At 74.6% G+C, this 21,630-nt stretch carries 20 protein-coding genes; 9 read left to right on the top strand and 11 right to left on the bottom strand.

Annotated elements, in window-relative coordinates; all coding sequences use genetic code 11:
* Nucleotides 1-32 precede the first annotated feature (32 nt).
* Complete coding sequence (gene glgC, locus M3673_RS05330) at nt 33-1,277, top strand: glucose-1-phosphate adenylyltransferase (protein ID WP_193662841.1); 1,245 nt, start codon at nt 33-35, stop codon at nt 1,275-1,277.
* Here the strand turns inward: glgC and M3673_RS05325 are convergent.
* Nucleotides 1,274-1,879, bottom strand: a complete 606-nt coding sequence (locus M3673_RS05325; RefSeq protein ID WP_251532479.1) for a mismatch-specific DNA-glycosylase — start codon at nt 1,877-1,879, stop codon at nt 1,274-1,276. The two genes, glgC and M3673_RS05325, sit on opposite strands and share 4 nt — an antisense overlap.
* 71 nt (nt 1,880-1,950) lie before the next feature.
* Between M3673_RS05325 and M3673_RS05320 the strand changes: the two genes are divergently transcribed.
* Nucleotides 1,951-2,415: a hypothetical protein gene (locus M3673_RS05320; RefSeq protein WP_251532478.1), complete on the top strand. Its 465-nt coding sequence runs from the start codon at nt 1,951-1,953 to the stop codon at nt 2,413-2,415.
* Nucleotides 2,416-2,446: 31 nt separating this feature from the next.
* Here M3673_RS05320 and M3673_RS19580 read toward each other — a convergent pair whose 3' ends face one another.
* Both M3673_RS19580 and M3673_RS19575 read right to left on the bottom strand, forming a co-directional pair.
* On the bottom strand, nt 2,447-3,736 hold the full coding sequence (locus M3673_RS19580) for a phosphodiester glycosidase family protein (RefSeq protein ID WP_308196099.1): 1,290 nt from the start codon (nt 3,734-3,736) through the stop codon (nt 2,447-2,449).
* Nucleotides 3,737-3,817: 81 nt separating this feature from the next.
* Nucleotides 3,818-4,720: a matrixin family metalloprotease gene (locus M3673_RS19575; protein ID WP_156718290.1), complete on the bottom strand. Its 903-nt coding sequence runs from the start codon at nt 4,718-4,720 to the stop codon at nt 3,818-3,820.
* Nucleotides 4,721-4,794: 74 nt separating this feature from the next.
* Between M3673_RS19575 and M3673_RS05300 the strand changes: the two genes are divergently transcribed.
* Entirely contained in the window at nt 4,795-5,973 is a 1,179-nt protein-coding gene (locus M3673_RS05300; RefSeq protein WP_251532477.1) for a site-specific DNA-methyltransferase, read from the top strand.
* An 18-nt stretch (nt 5,974-5,991) separates the two neighbouring features.
* Here M3673_RS05300 and M3673_RS05295 read toward each other — a convergent pair whose 3' ends face one another.
* On the bottom strand, nt 5,992-7,398 hold the full coding sequence (locus M3673_RS05295; RefSeq protein WP_193662768.1) for a wax ester/triacylglycerol synthase family O-acyltransferase: 1,407 nt from the start codon (nt 7,396-7,398) through the stop codon (nt 5,992-5,994).
* 236 nt (nt 7,399-7,634) lie between these two features.
* Between M3673_RS05295 and M3673_RS05290 the strand changes: the two genes are divergently transcribed.
* The 4 genes from M3673_RS05290 (at nt 7,635) to M3673_RS05275 (ending at nt 10,295) form a co-directional block, all read left to right on the top strand.
* The gene (locus M3673_RS05290; RefSeq protein ID WP_251532476.1) at nt 7,635-8,288 is read left to right on the top strand and encodes an HNH endonuclease family protein; all 654 of its coding nucleotides are present in this window, start codon (nt 7,635-7,637) and stop codon (nt 8,286-8,288) included.
* 178 nt (nt 8,289-8,466) lie between these two features.
* A complete protein-coding gene (locus M3673_RS05285) occupies nt 8,467-8,805 on the top strand; it encodes a hypothetical protein (RefSeq protein WP_251532475.1) in 339 nt (112 codons plus the stop codon).
* A complete protein-coding gene (locus M3673_RS05280; RefSeq protein ID WP_193662671.1) occupies nt 8,802-9,134 on the top strand; it encodes a hypothetical protein in 333 nt (110 codons plus the stop codon). Before M3673_RS05285 ends, M3673_RS05280 begins: the two co-directional genes overlap by 4 nt.
* A gap of 60 nt (nt 9,135-9,194) precedes the next feature.
* The gene (locus tag M3673_RS05275) at nt 9,195-10,295 is read left to right on the top strand and encodes an aromatic acid exporter family protein (protein ID WP_251532474.1); all 1,101 of its coding nucleotides are present in this window, start codon (nt 9,195-9,197) and stop codon (nt 10,293-10,295) included.
* Nucleotides 10,296-10,310: 15 nt separating this feature from the next.
* On the opposite strand, the gene M3673_RS05270 is transcribed toward M3673_RS05275, so the two are convergent.
* A complete protein-coding gene (locus M3673_RS05270; RefSeq protein WP_251532473.1) occupies nt 10,311-11,438 on the bottom strand; it encodes a glutamate--cysteine ligase in 1,128 nt (375 codons plus the stop codon).
* 88 nt (nt 11,439-11,526) lie between these two features.
* On the opposite strand from M3673_RS05270, the gene M3673_RS05265 reads away from it, so the two are divergent.
* A complete protein-coding gene (locus M3673_RS05265; protein WP_228941103.1) occupies nt 11,527-12,963 on the top strand; it encodes a threonine/serine exporter ThrE family protein in 1,437 nt (478 codons plus the stop codon).
* Here M3673_RS05265 and M3673_RS05260 read toward each other — a convergent pair.
* The 3 genes from M3673_RS05260 to M3673_RS05250 are packed head-to-tail and all read right to left on the bottom strand — an operon-like array spanning nt 12,951 to nt 15,876.
* Complete coding sequence (locus M3673_RS05260) at nt 12,951-13,487, bottom strand: DUF402 domain-containing protein (RefSeq protein ID WP_193662660.1); 537 nt, start codon at nt 13,485-13,487, stop codon at nt 12,951-12,953. The two genes, M3673_RS05265 and M3673_RS05260, sit on opposite strands and share 13 nt — an antisense overlap.
* Nucleotides 13,488-13,492: 5 nt before the next feature.
* On the bottom strand, nt 13,493-14,335 hold the full coding sequence (locus M3673_RS05255) for an SDR family oxidoreductase (RefSeq protein WP_056865795.1): 843 nt from the start codon (nt 14,333-14,335) through the stop codon (nt 13,493-13,495).
* On the bottom strand, nt 14,332-15,876 hold the full coding sequence (locus M3673_RS05250; RefSeq protein WP_251532472.1) for an NAD(P)/FAD-dependent oxidoreductase: 1,545 nt from the start codon (nt 15,874-15,876) through the stop codon (nt 14,332-14,334). Before M3673_RS05250 ends, M3673_RS05255 begins: the two co-directional genes overlap by 4 nt.
* 50 nt (nt 15,877-15,926) lie before the next feature.
* On the opposite strand from M3673_RS05250, the gene M3673_RS05245 reads away from it, so the two are divergent.
* Entirely contained in the window at nt 15,927-16,574 is a 648-nt protein-coding gene (locus tag M3673_RS05245) for a TetR/AcrR family transcriptional regulator (RefSeq protein ID WP_251532471.1), read from the top strand.
* Here the strand turns inward: M3673_RS05245 and M3673_RS05240 are convergent.
* From M3673_RS05240 to M3673_RS05230, 3 genes are all read right to left on the bottom strand, one after another.
* A complete protein-coding gene (locus tag M3673_RS05240) occupies nt 16,547-18,442 on the bottom strand; it encodes a glycosyltransferase family 39 protein (protein WP_251532470.1) in 1,896 nt (631 codons plus the stop codon). The genes M3673_RS05245 and M3673_RS05240 overlap by 28 nt on opposite strands.
* Before the next feature lie 181 nt (nt 18,443-18,623).
* Entirely contained in the window at nt 18,624-19,880 is a 1,257-nt protein-coding gene (gene rocD / locus M3673_RS05235; protein WP_228941099.1) for an ornithine--oxo-acid transaminase, read from the bottom strand.
* 228 nt (nt 19,881-20,108) lie between these two features.
* Nucleotides 20,109-21,626 (bottom strand): HAMP domain-containing sensor histidine kinase, encoded by a 1,518-nt coding sequence (locus M3673_RS05230; protein ID WP_251532468.1) that lies wholly within the window; start codon nt 21,624-21,626, stop codon nt 20,109-20,111.
* Between the last annotated feature and the right edge of the window lie 4 nt (nt 21,627-21,630).

The following is a 21,630-nucleotide window of genomic DNA, read 5'->3' as shown; positions in this document are numbered from 1 at the left end:
CAGCCGGGGGTCCGGGGCGTTACGGTGGCGCCATGAGCGCCTCCCGCAAGAAGGTCCTGGCCATCGTGCTCGCCGGCGGTGAGGGCAAGCGACTGATGCCGCTCACCGCCGACCGGGCCAAGCCCGCCGTGCCCTTCGCGGGCATCTACCGCCTCATCGACTTCGCCCTGTCCAACGTCGTCAACTCCGGCTACCTCCAGGTCGTGGTGCTCACGCAGTACAAGAGCCACAGCCTCGACCGCCACGTCACCCAGACGTGGCGCATGTCGACCATGCTCGGCAACTACGTCACCCCGGTGCCGGCCCAGCAGCGCGTGGGCAAGCACTGGTACCTCGGCAGCGCCGACGCGATCTACCAGTCGCTCAACCTGATCAAGGACGAGAAGCCCGACATCGTCGTCGTGGTCGGGGCCGACCACGTCTACCGCATGGACTTCTCCCAGATGGTGGCCCAGCACGTCGAGAGCGGCGCGGCCTGCACCGTCGCGGCGATCCGGCAGCCGATCTCGCTGGCCGACCAGTTCGGCGTGATCGACGTCGTGCCCGACGAGCCGAGCCGCATCCGCGACTTCCTCGAGAAGCCCACCGACCCGGTGGGGCTACCCTCCAGCCCCGGCGAGGTGCTGGCCTCGATGGGCAACTACGTCTTCGACGCCGACGCGCTCGTCGAGGCCGTCACCCGCGACGCCACCACGCCCGGCTCCAAGCACGACATGGGCGGCGACATCGTGCCGGCGTTCGTGCGCCGCTCCCAGGCCGGCGTCTACGACTACCGCGACAACGTCGTGCCCGGCGCGACCGACCGTGACCGCGGCTACTGGCGCGACGTCGGCACGCTCGGGTCCTACTACGCCGCCCACATGGACGTCGTCTCCCCGCTGCCGGTCTTCAACCTCTACAACTTCGACTGGCCGATCTACACCGCCTACGGCCCGCAGCCCCCGGTCAAGATCGTGCAGGGCGGCGACGGCACCAAGGCCGAGGTCGACGAGGCCGTGCTCTCGCCCGGGGCCGTGGTGACCGGCGGCGCGGTCAGCCGCTCGGTGCTCTCGCCCGCGGTGCGGGTGGAGTCCGGCGCCGAGGTGAGCGGCTCGGTGCTGCTCAACGGCGTGCAGGTCGGCGCCGGCGCGGTCGTGCGCAACGCCATCCTCGACAAGAACGTCGTGGTGCCCGCGGGCGCGCAGGTCGGCGTCGACCCCGAGGCCGACCGGGCCCGGGGCTTCGTGGTCGAGGACGGCCTCACCGTGCTCGGCAAGGACCAGCCCTTCCCGGCCTAGGTCGCGGGCGGCGGGTCCGCGAGCAGCCCCGCGGCCCGCGCCGGCTCGGCGTAGGCCACGGCGAGGGTCTCGGTGGTCTCGTGGGCGTTGAGCCCGCTGGGGTTGGGCACGATCCACAGCTGAGCGCCGGCCAGGGGCTCGGGCTGGCGGCCCTGCTGCGCGCGGGGCAGCGCGAAGGCGGTGCGGTAGGCCGTGACGCCGGCGACCGCGACCACGCGGGGGCGCACCCGCTCGACCAGCGCCGTGAGCCGCTCGGCTCCGGCGCGCAGCTCGGAGGCGGCGAGCTCGGAGGCCTTGGCGGTCGCGCGGGGTGCGAGGTTGGTCAGCCCGATGCCGCGCTCGCGCAGCCGGTCGCGGTCGACGTCGGTGAAGCCCGCGGCCGGGTCGACGGGGTGCTCGATCACCCCGGCGCGGAGCATCGCGGGCCAGAACCGGTTGCCCGGGTGGGCGAAGTGCGTGCCGGTCGCCGCGGTCCACAGGCCGGGGTTGATCCCGACCACGAGCAGCCGCACCGGGTGCGCGTCGTCGCCGAGCAGGTCGGGCACCTCCGCGTCGCGGAAGCCCTCCAGCTCGGCGCGGGTGAAGGTCTGCCGCGGGCTCACGCGCCGAGCCTGCCACGCCGGCGCCGCGCTGCCCGCGGGAACCCCGCGCCGCGGGCTACCGTCGGAGGACCATGCGCCTCCTCCTCGGGACCCTGACCGTGCTCGTGCTCGCGTCGGGCTGCGCCGACGACCAGACCTCGGGGTCGGCCGCCGACCCGGTCCGCACGGGCACCGAGCCCGAGGTCGTCGCGCTGCTGAGCGCCACGGCGGCGGGTGGCCGGGCGGAGGCGGAGCCGACCCGCCTGCGCGAGCCGGGCGACGTGGCCGCGCTGGTCGCCGACCTGCGGGGGCCGCTGGTGGGCGAGGTGCGCCGTGCGGTCGAGCGCACCGACGTGCCGCAGGGGCGTGCGCTGGTCGGCGGCGTCGTGGCGGTGGGCTGCGAGCCGGCCGAGGACGTCGCGGTGGAAGGCGCCGGTGAGGGGCTGCGGCTCGAGGCCGTCCCCGCCGCCGCGACGGGTCGGGAGTGCCTGGCGCCGGTGACGACGGTGGCGCTGGTGCTGGTCGACGACCGGGCCGACGACCGGGCCGACGGCTGAGCCGGCCGACGACCGCGCCGGCCGGACCGGGTCAGCCGCGGGGCGCGGCGTAGGTGACGAGGAGGCTGTTGGCCACCGACCGCTGGAAGTCGTCGGAGGGCTCGTTCTCGACCGCCAGCCCGCCGTCGCCCTGCTCGGCCACGAGGGTGGAGGAGCCACCGCCGTCGAGGTTGAGCGCCTCGTCGGCGCCGAGGTCGATCATGAGGTCGGCCAGCTCGACCATGGTGTGGCCGCGGCTCTGCTGGGAGCGGCCGTCGACCACGAGCACGAGCACCTCGCCGGTGTCGGCGTCGATGCCCACCGCCGTGCGCGGGTGCATCTCGCGGTCGTCGACGACCTGCACCACCCCGTCGTCGACGAGGAACTTGTTGCCGGTCACGACCATGCGCGGGGCGCCCTCGAGCGACCAGGTGGTGCGCACCGGCGTCCCGACCCGCAGCGCGCGCAGGGAGCGGGCCCCGTCGCCGCGCCCGACGAGCAGCCGGCCGTCGATCCTGGCCCCGGGCTGGAGGCGGGTGCGGTTGGCGACGACCCGGCCGTCGCGCACGACGACGAGTCGCACGTCCTCCTGCTGGTCCTGCACGACCTGGTAGCCCGGCGAGCGACCCCACCGGGGCGTGTAGATCCCGACCCCGCCGGGAGCCACGAAGTGCGAGTTGAGGTTGGTGACGTCGATGCCGGGGCGGTCGACGACCGAGGCCCGCAGGCGGACCGTGCCGATGTGGGGTGCGCCGTGGGCGCCGAGGTAGAAGGCGGAGTTCCACCCCGAGGCACGGGCGTTCATGACGCCCCCGGCCTGCGAGCGGCCGACGCCGAGCGGGGCGCCGGTGCGGCCGATGTCGTAGAAGTCGCCGTTGACGGCGCCGACCGCGGCGGGCCGGTCCTGGGCCATGTCGAGCACGGTCTCGGTGGCGGCGACCCGGCCGGGGTTGGCGTAGTCGAGGCCCACCCCCCTCACCGAGGGGTCGACCACCAGCAGGTGCGCGCGGACCGGGCCGCGGGCGTCGGTCTGGCTCCACTCCCGCAGCTCGACGCCGGGGGCGACCCGGCGCACCGAGACGACGCTGCGGGTGAGGAGACGACGGTCGTCGGCGGTGCCGGGCGCCGCGAGGGCACCCGCCAGGCCGTCGGAGGTCTGCCGGTCGCGGCCCTCGCCGGCGGCGGTGCCGGGCCGGGTCGCCGGAGCCGAGCTCCCGGCAGGGCTCGGGTCAGGACTCGCGGAGCCGGCGGGAGCGGGGTCGTCGGGGGTCGCCAGGGCCGGGGCACCGAGGGCGAGCAGCCCGCTCAGCGCCGCGGCAGCCAGGGGTCGGGAGACGCGCACGGCATGAAGGCTAAGCCTCTCACCCGTGCTCGCGGGGCAGATGCACCACAGTTCCCTCCAGCACCACGCGGCCCGGCCGCCTCAGGAGCAGGGCACCGAGCCCAGGCGGGCCAGACCCTCGCGGTCGCCCTCGCCCAGGGTGGTGCGCCCCAGGTTGTCGGCGTTCATCAGCTCCTCCGGGTCGTCGACGTGGCCCAGGCCCACGACGTGGCCGAGCTCGTGCACCAGGATGGCGCGCATCTGCTCGCGCCCGCCCGGCTCGTCGGCGAGGCGGTCGTAGACGTCGGTGTCGAGGGCGACCATGCCGGTGACGTAGTAGCGCCGGCCCAGGCCCTGGCTGGTCGCGCTGCCGCCGAGCCCGGCGACGTCGCCGGCCAGGCGCGGCACCTCCTCGTCGTCCGACCAGCCGATGAGCACCGGCGCGGGCCGACCGAGCAGGCTCTCGCGCCGCTCGAAGTCGCGGTCGTCGGTCACCCCCTCGTCGCTGAACCGGAAGCCGGTGGCCCCCTCGATCTCGGCCACCGACTCCGAGACCAGCACCTCCCAGTCCTGCGGCGCCCCGGCGGGGTTGACCACGTAGGTGATCGGCTCGCAGGGGTTCCAGCTCACCGGCTGGCGGCCCCCGCGCTGGGTGAGGCTGAAGTCGTAGGACCCGCCGGTGTCCTCCACGCCCACGAGGTCGCCCAGCCGGTCGTTGCGACCCAGCAGGTCGCGCATCCGGTTGCCGAAGGCGCCCGGGTCGCGCATCAGCAGCAGCGTGGTCACCACGACCGCCACCAGTAGCCCCGGCAGCACCGGCCCGTGGGTGCGGCGCTCCCGGCGCGGTCGCGACGTACGCCGGCGCGCGCCCCACGGCTCCCGCACGGGACGGTGGGTCGGGCCGGCGCCGAGGCCGTGGGCCTGGTCGAGACGGTCGAGCTCGCGCAGGCGCCGCTCCATCTCCCTGGCCCAGCGCCGCTGCGCGCGTCGTTGCGAGAACCCCACGGCGCCATTCTCACCCGGCGCTCCACACCGGCGTGGCCGGACGGGCGCAGCGGTGTCGCACTAGGGTCGGCGGCGTGCCGGTGTGGAACACCTTCGTGGAGGGCGACAACCTCGCCGTCCTGCGGGCGTGCGCCGCGCGCGGCGAGGCCTTCGACCTGGTCTACATCGACCCGCCCTACAACACCGGGCACGCCTTCGCCTACGCCGACGACCGCCGCGGCGCGCCCGGGGAGGGCCGCCACGCCGCCTGGACCGCCTTCATGCGCCCGCGCCTCGAGGCGGCCCGCGACGTGCTCGCCGACACCGGGGCGCTCTTCGTCAGCATCGACGACCACGAGGCGGCCCACCTGCGGCTGCTGCTCGACGACGTCCTGGGCGAGGAGGGCTTCCTGGCCCAGGTCGTGGTCAACCTCAACCCCAAGGGCCGCCAGCTCGGCGGCGGCTTCGCCACCAGCCACGAGTACCTCCTGGTCTACGCCCGCGACCCGCGCCGCTGCGTGCTGCAGGCCAGCAGCCCCGACACCGTCGACGAGCGCGACTTCCCGCTCACCGACGCCGCGACGGGGCGGCGCTTCCGGCACCTGCCGCTGCGCAACACCAACAAGAAGTTCAACCCCACCACCTCCCGCACGCTGCACTTCGCGGTGTGGGGCGACCCGGTCACCGGCCGCGTCGCCACCGCCCCCTTCGACGGCGCGGTGGAGATCGAGCCCGTCTTCGGCGACGGCCGGCCCGCGGTCTGGCGCTGGAGCCGCCCCCTCATCGACCAGCGCCCCGACGACCTCGTCTGCCGCACCGTCAACGGCGTGCGCGGCCCGCGGGTCGACGTCTTCCAGCGCGACTGGCTGCACCCGGGCCGGCGCAAGAAGCTGACCACGATCTGGCTGGCCGAGGAGGTGGGCTCCACCGACACCGCGGTGGCCGAGCTCAAGGAGCTGGTGGGCCACGTCTTCGAGTCGCCGAAGCCCACCGGCCTGCTGCGCCGCGTGCTCGCCACGATGCCCGCCGACGCGCGGGTGCTCGACTTCTTCGCCGGCAGCGGCACCACCGGCCACGCGGTGGCGCTGGCCAACGCCGCCGACGGCGGCAGCCGCGCCTGCACGAGCGTCGACGTGGCCGCGCCGACCCGCGTCGGGTCCAACGCCCACGCCGCGGGCCTGGTCACGGTCGCCGACATCACCCGGGCGCGGCTGCGCGCCGTGGCCGAGACCGTCGGCGGCGGGCTGGAGGAGCGGGTCGAGCCGCCCGCCTGACCCGTGGCCGACCCCGGGTCACTCCACGCCGGCGGCCTTCTCCAGGGCCGCGACCTCGTCCTCGAGGAAGGTCAGCAGCCGCTGCAGGTGCGGCACGGTGCGGCGGCAGCCGGTGAGCCCGAAGGCCATCTGGCCGTCGTAGGAGGTGCAGGTGATGTTGAGGGCCATGCCGTTGATCGGGATCGACAGCGGGTAGACCCCCGTCATCCGCGCGCCGTTCCAGTAGTGGGTCGTGCGGGGGCCCGGCACGTTGCTGATGATGAGGTTGTAGGGCGAGCGGACGATGCCCTGCATCCGCAGCAGCGGCGGGATGATCGCCGGCGCCTGGCCCATCGCGGTCATCGCGATGATCTGCGTCGGTGTCATCGACGACAGCGCCTCCTTGCCGTCGACCATGGAGCGGTGGATGCTGCGCAGCCGGTCGGCCGGGTCCTCGAGGTGGGTGGCCAGCTGGGCCAGCACCGCGCCCACGGCGTTGCCGCCGTCGGCGGAGGCGATGTGGGAGGACTTCGCGTTCAGCCCCACCGGCACCATCGCCACCATCGGCTGGTCGGGCAGCGCGTCGAGCTCGAGCAGGTAGGCGCGCATCGCGCCGCTGCACATCGCGAGCACCACGTCGTTGAGGGTCGTGCCGGTGGCCCGGCCGATGGCGTGCAGCCGCTCGATCGGCCAGTCCTGGGCCGCGAAGCGTCGGGCGCCCGTGATCGGGCGGTTGAACATCGTGCGCGGCGTGCGCAGCGAGACCGTGGTCGTCTCGTTGCGCACCCCGCGGGCCAGGGTCCGCACCAGGGCCGAGGGCATGCCCGCGGCCTCGGCGCTGATGCCCAGCGCCGTGCGCGCCGCCCGCAGCGGCAGCTCGGCGAGGCTGCGGTCGCGGGTGGTGGCCAGCGCCTTCGACCGGGTGGGTGGGCGGTAGCCCCACGGCGCGGGCATGTCGCGCTCGTCGGGGTCGGTGCCCAGCACGCTCTGGAGCAGGCGCATCGCCGAGACGCCGTCGACCAGCGCGTGGTGCGACTTGGTGTAGAGCGCCACCTTGCCGTCGGCCAGGCCCTCGATGACGTGCGACTCCCACAGCGGGCGCTCCCAGGCCAGGCGCGTGGAGTGCAGCCGCGAGCACAGCTCGAACAGCTCGCGGTAGCGGCCCGGCTCCGGCAGCGCGCTGTGGCGCACGTGGTGCTCCACGTCGAAGTCCTCGTCGGGCACCCACACCAGCTGGCCCGCGGTGCGCAGCGAGCGGTGGGGGCGCTTGAGGAAGAGCGGTGCGATCTCCTCGACGTCGCGCATCTGCTCGTACATCTCGCGCACGTAGTGGGGGCCCGCGCCGGCCGGCTTCTCGAAGAGCTGCAGCCCGCCCACGTGCATCGGCATGTGACGGTTCTCGGCCAGCAGGAACGCCGTGGCGGTGGGGTCGATCGGAGTGACCACGAGGGGGCCTTTCGCTGGCAGGGGGCTGCTCGGCGGCGGCCCGGGGGCCAGGATGTCTCGCCGTGACGGCCGCCACAAGGTGAACGGTGAACTCACGGCGAAGTGACGCCGACCGCAGGGCGGTGTGCGCCACCCCGGCTGAGGGGTTCCCCTCGTCCTCGCGCGCGGGTCTTGCCGGGCCCCGGCGGCGGCCGCAGGCTCGACGTACGCCGTCCCTCCGACTCCCGGGAGCCCTCGTGGTCCGCCGTCTCCTGCCCTCCGTCCTCGTCTCCGCGGCCCTCGCCGCGGGCGCGGTCGTGCTGCCGAGCGCGGCGCACGCCGCCGACTACTCCGCGCCGCTGCGCACCGCCGTCAGCGACCTGCCGACCGCCACCGAGGTGCGCACGGGCTACTCCCGCGACCTGTTCACCCACTGGATCGACGCCGACGGCGACGGGTGCAGCACCCGCAACGAGGTGCTCATCAGCGAGGCCGACGACCCGGTCACGGTCGGCTCGGGCTGCGCGCTGTCGGGCGGGCGCTGGTACTCCTACTACGACGGCGCGTCGTGGACCGCCACCTCCGACGTCGACATCGACCACATGGTGCCGCTGGCCGAGGCGTGGGACTCCGGCGCCCGCACCTGGTCGAGCGCGACCCGCCAGGCCTACGCCAACGACCTCGGCGACCACCGCTCGCTGGTCGGGGTCACCGACAATGTCAACCAGGCCAAGAGCGACCAGGACCCCGCCGAGTGGCTGCCGGCCCAGCAGGTGTGCCGCTACGTCTCGGAGTACGTCGCGGTCAAGCACCGCTGGCGGCTCAGCGTCGACGCGGCGGAGAAGGCGGCGCTGGCCTCCGTGGCCGACGGCTGCACCAACACCACGCTGACCGTCACCCTCGCCCGCTGACCCCGGCCGGACCCTGCCGACCCGGGCCGACCCGGGCCGGCCCACGAGTCGTCCACAGGCGCCCGCGCCCGTAGGTCCCTCCCCAGGCGGCCGCGGGCGGGCCCGGCGGGGCCCGGATCTCCCTAGCGTCGTCGTCGACACCGGATCCCCCCGGTGCGCGACCCTCGGGAGAGACACCATGACCAACTCCACCCTGCGCCTGGCCGTCGCGGCGGCCGGCCTCACGCTCGCCGCCACCACCGGCTCCCTCGTCGGCGTGGCCGCGGCCCAGGCCGACCCCACCCCGCCGGCGCCCGACACGATCGTCAGGGTCACCGGCGACGCCCAGACAGGTTTCGGCATCAAGTACTACGACGGCAGCTCCGACTTCCCCCCGCGCCTGCGCGAGGCCCTCGACGACTGCGCCGACTACCCCGCCCGGATCGGGCAGGCGCGCTGCCGCACCAAGGTCAAGACGTGGTACCGCGACCTCGCCGACACCAAGCAGGCGCTGAAGTGGGCCCGGAGCGCGGCGTGAGGTCCCCGGCCCGGGTCACCGCCCTGGTCGGCCTCGCCGGTGCCGTGGCGGGGGTCGGCCTGCTGCTGCCGGGCGCCAGCAACGGCACCCAGGCGCCGGCGGAGCCGCCGCCCGACACCATCGTCGAGGTGACCGGCGACGCCGCCAACGGCTTCGGCGTCCACCACTACGACGGCACCGCGCTCTACCCGCCCACCGACTCCGAGGCCGCGGCCGAGTGCGGGGAGTACGACACACGGGTCGCGCGGGTGCGCTGCCGCACCGAGGTGCGGGTCTGGTACCGCGACCTCGCCGACCTCCAGCAGGCCCTCGACTGGGCCCACCGCTAGGTCGTCCGCCCGCGCCGCTCCGGCCACGGCGGGGCCTCGGGGTCTGGCACGATCAGGACCATGGAGGCCCCGCCGTTCGACCTCGTGTGGAGCCGCTCGCGCAGCTCGGCGCGGGTGCGGGTCGCCCGCTGGCGCTCCAAGCGCTGGCAGATCCTCCAGTGCGCGGTGGCCGCCGCCGTCGCCTGGCTCATCGCCAGCGACCTGCTGGGTCACGACGTGCCCGTCTTCGCGCCCATCGCCGCGGTGGTCAGCCTCGGCACCTCCTACGGCCAGCGGCTGCGCCGGGTGGCGGAGGTGACGGCGGGCGTGGCCATCGGGGTGCTGCTGGCCGACCTGCTCATCGTCTGGCTCGGCGGTGGCGCCTGGCAGCTGGGGCTCATCGTGGCCCTCGCCATGACCGCAGCGGTGCTGCTCGACGCGGGCACCCTCTTCGTCAACCAGGCCGCGATCCAGTCGATCTTCGTCGTGGCCCTGCTGCCGGGGTCGGGCGCCTCGCTGACCCGGTGGACCGACGCCCTCATCGGGGGCGGCGTCGCCCTGGTGGCGGCCACGGTGGTGCCGGCGGCGGCGCTGCGGCGCCCGCGCGAGCAGGCCGCCGTGGTGCTGCGCAAGGTCGCCGAGCTCCTGCGCGGCGCCGCCGACGTCATGGTCGACGGCGAGGTCGAGCGCGGCATGGCCCTGCTCGACGACGCCCGCAGCACCGACGCGCTCATCCGCCAGCTCCAGTCGGCGGCCGACGAGGGCATGGCCATCGTGGCGTCCTCGCCGTTCCGGGTGCGGCACAAGCCGGGCATCCGGCGCATGGCGGAGCTGGTGGGCCCGATGGACCGCGCGATGCGCAGCACCCGGGTGCTGGTGCGCCAGGTCGCGGTCGCCGCCTACCACCGCCGACCGGTGCCCCCCTCCTACTCCGCGCTGGCCCGCGACCTCGCCGACGCCGTCGACGTGGTGGTCGAGGAGCTCACCCAGGACCGCCAGCCCACCGCGGCGATGCCCGCGCTGCTGGCGGTGGGCATGGCCACCGGCTCGGTCGAGCGCGCCGAGGAGATGACCGCCGAGGTCGTGCTGGCCCAGCTGCGCTCCGTCGTCGTCGACCTGCTCATGCTCACCGGGCTCTCGCAGCTGGAGTCGACCGACGCGCTGCCCCCGCCACCGCGCTGAGCCGCGCGGGCCGGGTCACAGCTCAGCGCGCAGCTCCTGCACCACCGAGTCGACGACCGCCACGAGGTCGCCGCCGGTGCGCTCGGCCACCGCCCGCTGGCGCTGGTAGGACGCGCCCCGGCGGGGGATGTCACCGACCAGGGCGAGCTCCTCGGAGCAGCCCAGCCGCTCCGCCACCGGGGCGAGGCGCTCCAGCAGGTCGGCCAGGTCGTCGGTGACCAGGCGCTCGGTGGAGTGCTCGTCGAGGATCACGATGGCCTCGAGGCCGTAGCGCGCCGCGCGCCACTTGTTCTCCTGCACGTGCCACGGCGGCATGGTGGGCAGCTCCTCGCCGGCGGCCAGCCGGGTGTCGAGGTCGACCACGAGGCACTGGGTGAGCGCGGTCAGCGCCGCGAGGTCGGAGAAGGTGGAGACGCCGTCGCACACCCGGCTCTCGAGGGTGCCGAGGTGGGCGGCGGGCCGCACGTCCCAGCGGATCTCGGAGAGGTCGTCGATCACGCCGGTGGTGAGCTGGTCGCGGGCGAAGCGCTCGAACTCCTCCCAGGTCGCGAACTGGAAGGGCAGCCCGGCCGTCGGCAGCTGCTGGAACATCAGCGCCCGGTTGGAGGCGTAGCCGGTGTCGACCCCGGCCCAGATCGGGGAGGAGGCCGAGAGGGCCTGCAGGTGGGGGTAGTGGTTGAGCAGCGACGACAGCACCGGCATCACGCGGCGCCGCTCGGGCAGGCCGACGTGCACGTGCACACCCCAGATCAGCATCTGCCGGCCCCACCACTGCGTGCGGTTGATCAGCTCCTCGTAGCGGTGGCCCTCGCTGAGCTGCTGGGTGGTCCAGGAGGCGAAGGGGTGGGTGCCACCGCCGTAGAGGTCCACGCCCAGCTCGTCGGCGGCCGGCACGACCGCCTCCAGGGTGGCGCGGAGGTCCTCGACGGCGTCCCCGACGGTGTCGCAGATGCCCGTCACCGCCTCGACGGTGTTGCGCAGCAGCTCCTTGTGGAGCCGCTCGGGGTGGGGCAGCCGGGGCCCGGCGAGGGCGGAGAGGTCGGCGGCGCAGTGGGTCAGGTCGCGGTCGGTCTTGTCGACCAGCGCGAGCTCCCACTCCACCCCGAGCGTGGGGGTCGGCGACCCGTGGAAGTCGATGCGCACGCGCCCAGCGAACCACACGGCCGGCGTGAGGCAGATCGCAGCGGCCGAGTTTGGCCAGCCCGGGGCAGGCCCTGCGAGCATCGCGGCCATGTCGGAGAACCGTGAGCTGAACCTGACCCTGGACTTCTGTCTCCGGGTGGGGGAGGTGCTGCTGTCCTCGGGCGCCGGCGCGGCCGACGTGACCGCGACGATGCTCTCGCTGGCGCGCGCCCTCGGCTTCTGGCAGGCCGAGTGCGACATCACCTTCACCTCCCTGGAGATGTCGCACCAGACCAGCCCCGACGAGCCCCCGGTGATCGCCACGCGCCAGGTCAAGCAGCGCGTCATCGACTACCAGCACCTCACCCGCGTCGACCACCTCGTGCGCGACGTCCTGCGCGAGGACCTCGACCTGCGCCAGGCCCGGGCCGAGCTCGGGCGCATCGTCTCCACCGGTCACGACCGGCCCCGCTGGGCCGTCACCGGGGCCTGGGCCGCGATGAGCGCCGGCGTGGCGATGCAGCTCGGCGGCGACGCGGCCGTGGTCGTGCTGGCCCTGCTCAGCGCGGTCACCATCGACCGGCTCCAGCTGCGCATGGCCAAGCGCCGGATGCCGGCCTTCTACCAGCAGGTCGCCGGTGCGGGCGCCGCGACGCTGATCGCCGCGGCCGCCGCGGCCAGCCCGCTGAGCATCGACGTCTCGCTGGTGATCACGGCCAACATCGTCATGCTGCTGGCCGGCGTCGGCTTCATGGGCGGGCTCCAGGACGCCCTGACCGGCTTCTACATCACCGCCGGCGCCCGGCTGACCGAGGCGATCCTGGCCACGGCCGGCATCATCGCCGGGGTCAGCGGCGGGCTCAGCCTGGCCAACGTGGTCGGTGTCCAGATCCCCGAGATCGACCCCGGCCGCGTCGACATCCAGAGCGTGGGGCTGATGATCGTGGGCTCGGCGCTGGCCGCTGCGGCCTTCGCCTTCGCCTCCTACTCCCCGGGGCGCATCCTCGCCCCGATCGCGGGCATCGCCGCGGTGGCCATGGGCATCTCGACGTCGCTGGCCCAGCCGGGCCTGGGACGGGCGTGGTCGGTCGGCACCGCGGCCTTCTTCGTCGGCCTCGTCGCCTTCGCCGTCGCCGGCCGGATGCGGGTGCCCCCGCTGGTGGTCGTGGTCTCGGCGATCGTGCCGATGCTGCCCGGCATCTCGATCTACCGCGGCCTCACGCTGCTGGCCGAGGGCGGGCGCCGCGACAGCTCCGAGGGCCTGCTGGCCATGGTCACCGCGGCCTCGGTCGCGATCGCGCTGGCCGCGGGCGTCATCCTCGGGGAGTACGTCGCCCAGCCCCTCAAGCGCGAGGCGCAGAAGCTCGAGGTCAGGCTCTCGGGGCCGCGACTGGTCGGCCCGGTGCGCGTGCGCAGCCGTCGCCCCGGCTCCTCGGCGCAGACCTCGCGCCGCGGTCGCGCCCGGTCCCGCGCGGAGGACGCCGACGACCTCAGCACGGGCGTCACGGGCGACGACGGGGCCGGGTCGACGGCTCAGCCGGGCTGAGCCAGCCGCTCGAGCCAGACCTCCGCGCTCCCGTCGTACGGCGCCCTGCGCGCGGCGACCGCGGCGTGCACCGCGTCGCACGACGCCCGGGCGGCCGCGACGACCTCGGGCGGGTAGGCGTAGCGCACCCGGTGCTCGGCGAACTCGTCCTCGTCGTCGACGTAGTCGCTCCCGTCGGCGCGACGCACCACGTCGAGGTCGAGGTCGACGGCGGTGACCACCGGGCCGTCGGGCCCCGCGAGCCAGCGGGGTGGCGTGGTGATGTCGACGTAGACCGAGGCCCACGTGCCGGGGGCGTGGAAGGTGGCGACCCACCACTGCGCGGTCGCGACGGGCAGCAGGGTGACGGTGTCGACCTCGGAGACGAAGGCGGCGCCGGGGCGCGCGTGGTGGGTGCCGCGGGGCACGCCGACCCAGTCGCCGTGCTCGTCGGCGCCGAGGTGCACGCCCGCCATCCGCCAGTGGGGCCGGTCGCCCCACTTGGTGGTCTCGATGCGGACGGGCTGCCCCGGCGCCGGTCGCACGGGCCTCAGACCACCTGGGTCTTGGGCGGGAGCACCTTCTTCGACACCTTGGCCACGACGTCCTGGTAGCGGGAGCCGGCCAGCTTGCCGAAGGTGTGCAGCGCGTGGGCGTCGAGACCGACGAGCACCCGGGCCTGGTTGCGGGTGATGCCGCGCACGATGATCGCGGCGGCCTTCTCCGGGGTCATCTTGGCCAGCTTCTCGTCGAAGAACTTGGCCGTGGCGGCCTGGTCCTCGCCCGCGGAGACGCGGGAGTTGCGGGCGATGGCGGTCTTGATGCCGCCGGGGTGCACCGAGGTCACGCCGACCGGGTGGCCGGCGATGAGCATCTCCTCGCGCAGGGCCTCGGTCATGCCGCGCACGGCGTACTTGGAGGCGTTGTACATGCTCTGCCCGGGCATCGAGATCAGCCCGAAGAGCGAGGACAGGTTGACCACGTGGCCGTCGCCGGAGGCGATGAGGTGGGGCAGGAAGGCCTTGGTGCCGTGCACCACGCCCCAGAAGTTGATGCCGATGATCCAGTCGATGTCGTCGTACTCCAGCTCGACCAGGTCGCCGGCCAGCGCGACGCCGGCGTTGTTGACGACCACGTTGACCCGGCCGAAGTGGTCGACGACCGCGGCGGCGTAGGCCTCGAAGGCGTCGCGGTCGGCGACGTCGAGCCGGTCGGTGCGCACGTCGCGGGCGCCGGCGGCCCGCGCCTGGCGGGCGGTCTCGGCCAGGCCGGCCTCGTCGACGTCGGAGAGGGCCAGGCGCGAGCCCTTGCCGGCGAGGTTGAGGGCCAGGGCCCGGCCGATGCCGGATCCGGCGCCGGTGATCACGACGACCTTGTCGGTCAGCGTCTTCATGCGTTCACGTCCTCACGTGTCGGGGTGCTGCGGGGGGCGGGGTCGGTGCGCGGCGCGCCGACGGCGTAGGCCGGGGTGTCGAAGCGGGCGAGCAGGCGGCGGAAGCCGAAGGTGGAGCGCGGCCACAGGGTGGTGTTGCGCCCGTGCTCGTCCTGGTACCAGCTGGAGCAGCCGCCGGTACTCCAGACCGTGCGGTCCATGCGCTGCTGGAGGCTCTCGTTCCAGGCGGCGGTGGCCCGCTCGGTGGGCTCGACCGTGGCGTAGCGGTGCCGGCGCATCGTGCGGATCGCGTCGCGCACGTAGGCGACCTGCGACTCGATCATGAAGACCATGCTGGAGTGGCCCAGGCCGGTGTTGGGGCCGACCAGGAGGAAGAGGTTGGGGAACTCCGGCACGGTGGTGCCCTTGTAGGCCGCCATGCCGCTCTCCTTCCAGCGCGCGGCCAGGGTGCGGCCGGTGCGGCCCACGAGGTGCTCGGTGATGGGCAGCTCGGTGGTGTGGAAGCCGGTGGCGACGATGACGACGTCGACCTCGCGCTCGGTGCCGTCGGCGGTCACGATGCCGCGCTCGGTGAGCCGGGCGATCCGGTCGGTGACCACCTCGGTGGTCGGGCGGGCCAGGGCGGGGTAGTAGCGGTTGGAGATGAGGATCCGCTTGCAGCCGATCTGGAAGTCGGGGGTGACCTTCGCGCGCAGCTCCGGGTCGCTGATCGAGCGGGCGATGTTGGCCTCGGCGGCCTTGCGCGCCGGCAGCAGCACCGCGGGGGCCAGGGTGAAGGGCGGCACGTAGGACTCGCGGCCCCAGTAGATCGCCGTGCGGTAGGCCTTCTGCAGCCCGGGCACGTGGCGCAGGGCGGCCTTCTCCAGGCGCGAGTAGGTGCGGTCGTGGCGCGGCATCACCCAGGGCGCGGTGCGCTGGTAGACGTCGAGGTGCTCGGCCCGCTCGGCGACCTCGGGGATGATCTGGATCGCCGAGGCGCCGGTGCCGATGACGGCGACGCGCTTGCCGCTCAGGTCGGCGGTGTGGTCCCAGCGGGCGGAGTGGAAGACCTCGCCGCCGAAGGACGCCAGCCCCTCGATGTCGGGCAGCTTCGGCTCGGAGAGGCCACCGGCTCCGACGACGAGGTCGCGGGTCAGGTAGTCGCCGCGGCTGGTCTCGACCAGCCACGCCTGCTCCTCGGCCCGCCAGGTGGCGGTCTCCAGCGCGGTGTCGAACACGAAGCGGTCGAGCACGCCCGACTCGCGCGCCACGCGCTGGATGTAGGCCTGGATCTCCGGCTGGGGCGAGAACGACATCGACCAGTCGGGGTTGGGCGCGAAGGAGTAGGAGTAGAGCTGGCTGGGCACGTCGCAGGCGGCGCCGGGGTAGGTGTTGTCGCGCCACGTGCCGCCGACGTCGCCGCCCTTCTCGAGGACGACGAAGTCGCGCTCGCCGTCGGCGTCGAGCTGGATCGCGGCGCACAGGCCCGCGAAGCCGGCGCCGACGACGAGGTGGTCGACGCGGCGCGCGCCGGCCGGGACCGGGGTGGTGTCGGTGGTCATGGTCACGAGGGTATTGGCGTTATTGAAAAAGTGTCAATAGAGTGGGGCCCGTGACCCGCAGCACCTCCTCCCGCACCCGGCTCAGCCCCGACGAGCGCCGCGCCCAGCTGCTCGACCTCGGCGTGCGCCTGCTCGCGACCCGCTCGGTCGACGAGCTGAGCATCGACCTGCTCGCCGAGGAGGCCGGGATCTCGCGGGGGCTGCTCTACCACTACTTCGGCAACAAGCACGCCTTTCACGAGGCCGTCGTGCGCCGGGCCGCCGACGACCTCATCGAGCAGACCGCCCCACCCACCGTGGGCGACCCGATCGAGCGGCTGCTGCTGTCGATGACCGCCTACCTCGACTACGTCGTGGCCAACCACGAGGGCTACCTCTCGCTGGTCAAGGGCGCCGCCGGCGGCAACGAGACGCTCCGCGAGATCTACGAGGAGGCCCGCTCGACCCTCACCGACCGCATCTTCCGCGAGGACGCCCAGGGCCAGCTCGTCCCCGACACCCCCGCGAGCCGGCTCATGGTGCGCGCCTGGGCGGCCATGAACGAGCAGCTGGTGCTCGCCTGGATCGAGCACCCCGCCGGCATCTCCCGCGACGACCTGGTGGCGATGATGGCGGGCTCGCTGCCCGCGCTGGTCGGGGTGCTGCCGCCGGCCGCGCCGTCGACCGGGTCTCACTCCACCCCGGCCGAGAGGTCGTAGAGGCTCACGCCGTCGACGCTCTGCGCGGTGAAGGTCGACTCCACCCAGGCCGTGATCTCCGCCGCCGCGTCCGAGCCGCCGTCGGACCCGCCCACGCCGGCGCCGGGACCGCCCATCGTGCCGCCCCCGCCGATGAACCAGTGGATCTCGCCGTCCGCGACGTACTGCTGGAACTCCGCGAGGGTCGGGCTGGGGTCGCTGCCGTTGAAGCCACCGATCGCCATCACCGGCTCCTGGGTGGCCAGCTGGTAGCCCGACGCGGTGTTGGACCCCACCGCCGCCGCGACCCAGGTGAAGGAGTCGGCGTCGCTCGTGAGCAGGGCGTCGATCGCCTCGCTCGACGTGCTGGCCTCCAGCAGCCCACCGGTGCTCGCCCCGGGCGCTGCGCCCGTCGTGCCGGGGCCGCCCATCCCCCCGGGGCCGCCCATCCCCCCGGGGCCGCCCGTGCCCCCGGGGCCGGTGGTGGTCGTCGGCCCTGCGGTGGGGATGGAGCCGGTGTGCGGGGTGGCGGCGGTCGACAGGGCGTACGCCGTCGGGCCGGCCAGGGCCGCGACCAGCGCCGCGGCCGCCACGACCCGGCCCGCGCGGCGGGGCAGGTGCCGCACCCCGGCGAGCGCCAGCGTGGCGAGCGCGCCGACCGCGGCCACGACGTACTTCAGCCAGGGGTGCCAGTCGCCCGCCCGGTCGAGCAGCACGAAGGCCAGCGACGCGGTCAGTGCCGTGGTCGTGGCGAGCACCCCGCTGACCAGCAGCGAGTCGCGGTGCGACCACGCCGACCAGGCGCCGATGCCGACGAGGGCGGCGATCGCGGGGGCCAGGGCGACGGTGTAGTAGGCGTGGAAGATGCCGCCCATGAAGGAGAAGGTCACCGCGGTGACCACGAGCCAGCCCAGCCAGACGGCGAGCGTGCCGCGCAGCACGCGGGGGCTGCGGGGGCCACGGGCCGACGCCGGGCCGCGGCGCCAGGTGAGGGCCAGCGCCGTCGCCCCCAGGACCACGGCGGCGGGCAGCAGCCACGCGACCTGCCCGCCGATCTCGCTGCCGAGCAGGCGCAGCGCCCCGGTCTCGCCCCAGCCGCCTGCGCCGCCCACCGAGCCGGTCTCCTCGCCGGTGATGCGGCCCAGACCGTTGTAGCCGAGGGTCAGCTCGAGGATCGAGTCGCCCTGCGAGCCCCCGATCCAGGGCCGCGAGGACGCGGGCCACAGCTCGACGATCGCGACCCACCAGCCGCCGGCGAGCACCATCGATGCGAGAGCGACCAGCAGGTGGCCCACCCGCCGTCCCAGCGGCACGGCGGCGAAGAGGGCGTAGGCGAGGGCGAAGGCCGGCAGCACCAGGAAGGCCTGGAGCATCTTGGCCAGGAAGGCCAGCCCGACCAGCGCCCCGGCCAGGGCGATCCACCGCACCGGGCGGACGCCCTCGAGGGCGCGCTGCACGGCGTACGCCGCGGCCACCAGCAGGAGCACCAGCATCGCGTCGGGGTTGTTGAAGCGGAACATGAGCACCGCCACCGGCGTGAGCGCCAGCACGGCGCCCGCCAGCAGACCGGCCCCGGCCGACCCGGTCGCGCGCCGCACGAGGGCGTGCAGCAGGGCGACGGCGCCGACCCCCATCAGCGCCTGCGGCACGAGGATCGCCCAGGAGGAGAGCCCGAAGGCCCGCACCGAGAGCATCATCGGCCACAGCGACAGCGGGGTCTTGTCGACGGTGATCGAGTTGGCGGCGTCGGAGGAGCCGAAGAAGAAGGCCTTCCACGACTCCGAGCCGGCCTGCACGGCGGCGGAGTAGAAGGAGTTGGCCCAGCCCGAGGCGCCGAGGCCCCACAGGTAGAGCAGGGCCGTCGAGCCCAGGAGCAGGGCGAGCGCCACGCGCTCCCGGGGGAGTCTCAGGACCCCGGGAGCGGTGGCGCCCGCGTCTGGGTGGGTGGTCGCTCGGACGGGTACGGCGGTGCTGGTCGACATGACCGCCAGCCTGCGGCCGCCGGCTGGGGCGACCTCAGGGCCGCGCTGTCAGCGGCCTGTGACCCGCGAGGGCCACCCGGCGCCGAGCCTACGCCGGATCGGCGGCCCGGACGACCTCGGCCAGCTGGTCGAGGCCCCAGGCGAGGTCCTCGGCGGTGATGACCAGCGGCGGGGCCAGACGGATCGTGGAGCCGTGGGTGTCCTTGGCCAGGACGCCGCGCGCCATGAGCGCCTCGCAGACCTCGCGGCCGGTGCCGACGGCGGGGTCGATGTCGATGCCGGCCCACAGGCCGCGGGTGCGCACGCGCAGCACGCCGTGGCCCACCAGCGCCTCGAGCCGGTCGCGCAGCACGACGCCGAGCTCGGCCGCGCGGTCCTGGTGCTCGCCGGTGGCGAGCATCCGCACGACCTCGAGGCCGACGGCGCAGGCCAGCGGGTTGCCGCCGAAGGTCGAGCCGTGCTGGCCGGGGCGCAGCACGCCGAGCACGTCACGGTCGGCGGCGATGGCCGAGACCGGCACGATGCCGCCGCCGAGCGCCTTGCCCAGCACGTAGACGTCGGGCACGACGCCCTCGTGGTCGCAGGCGAAGGTCTTGCCGGTGCGGCCCAGGCCGGCCTGGATCTCGTCGGCGACCATCAGCACGTTCTCGCGCGTGCAGACCTCGCGCAGACCGCGCAGGAAGCCGTCGGGGGGCAGCACGACGCCGCCCTCGCCCTGGATCGGCTCGATGAGCACGGCGACGGTGTCGGCGTCGATCGCGGCCTCGATGGCCTCGAGGTCGCCGTAGGGCACCATCTGGAAGCCGGGGGTGAAGGGGCCGAAGCCGTTGTGGGCGTCGGGGTCGTCGGAGAAGCTGACGATGGTCGTCGTGCGGCCGTGGAAGTTGCCGGAGGACACGATGATCTTGGCCTGGCCGGGCGTCACGCCCTTGACCTCGTAGCCCCACTTGCGCGAGACCTTGATCGCGGTCTCGACGGCCTCCGCGCCGGTGTTCATCGGCAGCACGAGCTCCTTGCCGCACAGGTCGCCCAGCTCGGCGCAGAAGTCGGCGAAGCGGTCGTGCACGAAGGCACGGCTGGTGAGCGTGAGGCGGTCGAGCTGCTCGTGGGCGGCGCGCAGCAGGCCGGGGTGGCCGTGGCCGAAGTTGAGCGCGGAGTAGCCCGAGAGGAGGTCGAGGAAGCGCTTGCCGTCGACGTCGGTCATCCAGGCGCCCTCGGCGTGCTCCACGACGACCGGCAGCGGGTGGTAGTTGTGCGCCGTGCGCGCCTCGGCGCGCTGGTAGAGCTCGGTGCTGCGGGCGACCTCGGTGGTGGCGGTCGTGGCGTCGGTCAGGGATGCCGTCATGGCTCGTCTCCTCCTGGAGGCCCGTCCCGGCGTGCGGGAGGGTCGGGGCGGGTCGGTCGGATCGTGGGTCGCGTCGCGCGACCTCCCCACACCACCAGGCACGGGGACGGAATCCGAGGATTGTCAGACAATCCCCCACGAGAGTAACCCCACGTACGGCGGGCCGCCGAATGCTCGACGGCCCCCTCGACCGACCCGGTCGCCCCGGGGTCGACCCTCAGTCGATCCTCAGTCGACCGCCCCGGGCAGGGTCACCTCGACCGCGGTGTCGCCCGGTCGGCTGACGAGCGTGACCCGGCCCCCGTGGGCCGTCACGATGGCCTCGACCAGCGCCAGCCCGAGCCCCGCGCCGCCCGGTGCGGCCGCGCCGCCGCGGGTGCGCGCGGTGTCGCCGCGGGCGAAGCGCTCGAAGGCGTGGTCCAGCAGCTCGGGCGGGAAGCCCGGCCCGTCGTCGTGCACCCGGAAGCCCTCGGGCAGCGCAGTGACGGTGACCGTGGAGCCGGCGGGGGTGTACTTGCGGGCGTTGGTGAGCAGGTTGGTGACGACCTGGTGCAGCCGCTGCTCGTCGCCGTCCACCTCGGCCGGCGCCTCCTCCGGCAGCTCGAGGCGCCAGTGGTGGTCGGGGGAGAGCACGCGGGCGTCGGAGACCGCCTCGAGCAGCAGCCGGGTGAGGTCCACCGGCGCCGACTCCAGCGGTCGCCCGGCGTCGAGGCGCGCGAGCAGGAGGAGGTCCTCGACCAGCGAGGTCATCCGCCCCGACTCCTCCTCCACCTTCGCCAGGGCGGTGGCGACCGCGGCGGCGTCGTCGGGCCGGCGGCGGGCCAGCTCGGTGTAGCCGGCGATCGTGGCCAGCGGCGTGCGCAGCTCGTGGGAGGCGTCGGCCACGAACTGGCGCACCTGCAGCTCGCTGCGGTGGCGGGCCTCCAGCGACGACTCCACGTGGGCCAGCAGCGTGTTGAGCGCCGAGCCCACCCGGCCGACCTCGGTGCGCTCGTCGGTGAGGTGGGCGGGCACGCGCTCGGTCAGGTCGATCTCGCCCTGCGCCAGCGGCAGCTCGGCCACCGTGTGGGCGGTGTCGGCGACCTCGCGGAGGGGTCGCAGCTGTCGGCGTACGACGAGCAGGCCGGCCAGCCCGGCGACGGCCCCGCCGAGCAGGATGAGCACCACCTCGGTGGTGACCAGGGTCGACACCACCCCGTCGAGGTCGTCGGTCGGCAGGCCCGCGGCCACGGTGTAGCCGCCGGTGGCGGTCTCGCGCACGGCCACGCGGTAGGACCCGACGCCGGGCAGGTCGACCTCGCGCGGGCGGCCGTCGGCAGGGAGGTCGGCCAGGAGGTCGAGGGCGGCCGTGGAGAGCGCGCGGGTGCCGGGCCGCCCGTCCTCGCCGGGGGTCAGCACGCAGCCGGCCGGGTCGGTCCCGGCCTCCTGCTCGAAGAAGGCGGTCAGGGTGCCGACCGACTGTCCCCGGCCGGGGTCGTCGCCGTCGCCAGGCCCCCGGTCACGGTCGTCGAGGTCGTCGGGCACGCCCCCGGCGGGCGGGGCGGGGGTCGAGCAGGGCACGAAGAACTGCGACGCCGCGACGTACTCCGCGCGCTGCAGCGCCGCCCTCACGTCGTCGTCGACCTGGCCGAGCAGGTAAGAGCGCACGGCGAGGGTGGCGACGGTGCCGATGAGCAGCGAGACGAGCAGCACGAGCGCCACGGCCGTGACGACCAGGCGGGAGGTGAGGGAGGCGAGGCGGCCCACGGCG

This window comes from Nocardioides sp. P86 (assembly GCF_023712465.1).
GTDB lineage: Bacteria > Actinomycetota > Actinomycetes > Propionibacteriales > Nocardioidaceae > Nocardioides > Nocardioides kribbensis.
The sequence above is the reverse complement of the archived record's forward strand: the minus strand, read 5'-3'. Positions and strand labels throughout refer to the sequence as shown.

Excerpts from the sequence above, each read along its gene's own strand:
- M3673_RS05250 (WP_251532472.1), bottom strand. The coding sequence starts at position 15,876 with ATGACCACCGACACCACCCCGGTCCCGGCCGGCGCGCGCCGCGTCGAC.
- glgC (WP_193662841.1), top strand. The coding sequence starts at position 33 with ATGAGCGCCTCCCGCAAGAAGGTCCTGGCCATCGTGCTCGCCGGCGGT.
- M3673_RS05265 (WP_228941103.1), top strand. The coding sequence starts at position 11,527 with ATGTCGGAGAACCGTGAGCTGAACCTGACCCTGGACTTCTGTCTCCGG.
- rocD (WP_228941099.1), bottom strand. The coding sequence starts at position 19,880 with ATGACGGCATCCCTGACCGACGCCACGACCGCCACCACCGAGGTCGCC.
- M3673_RS05320 (WP_251532478.1), top strand. The coding sequence starts at position 1,951 with ATGCGCCTCCTCCTCGGGACCCTGACCGTGCTCGTGCTCGCGTCGGGC.
- M3673_RS05285 (WP_251532475.1), top strand. The coding sequence starts at position 8,467 with ATGACCAACTCCACCCTGCGCCTGGCCGTCGCGGCGGCCGGCCTCACG.
- M3673_RS05255 (WP_056865795.1), bottom strand. The coding sequence starts at position 14,335 with ATGAAGACGCTGACCGACAAGGTCGTCGTGATCACCGGCGCCGGATCC.
- M3673_RS05275 (WP_251532474.1), top strand. The coding sequence starts at position 9,195 with ATGGAGGCCCCGCCGTTCGACCTCGTGTGGAGCCGCTCGCGCAGCTCG.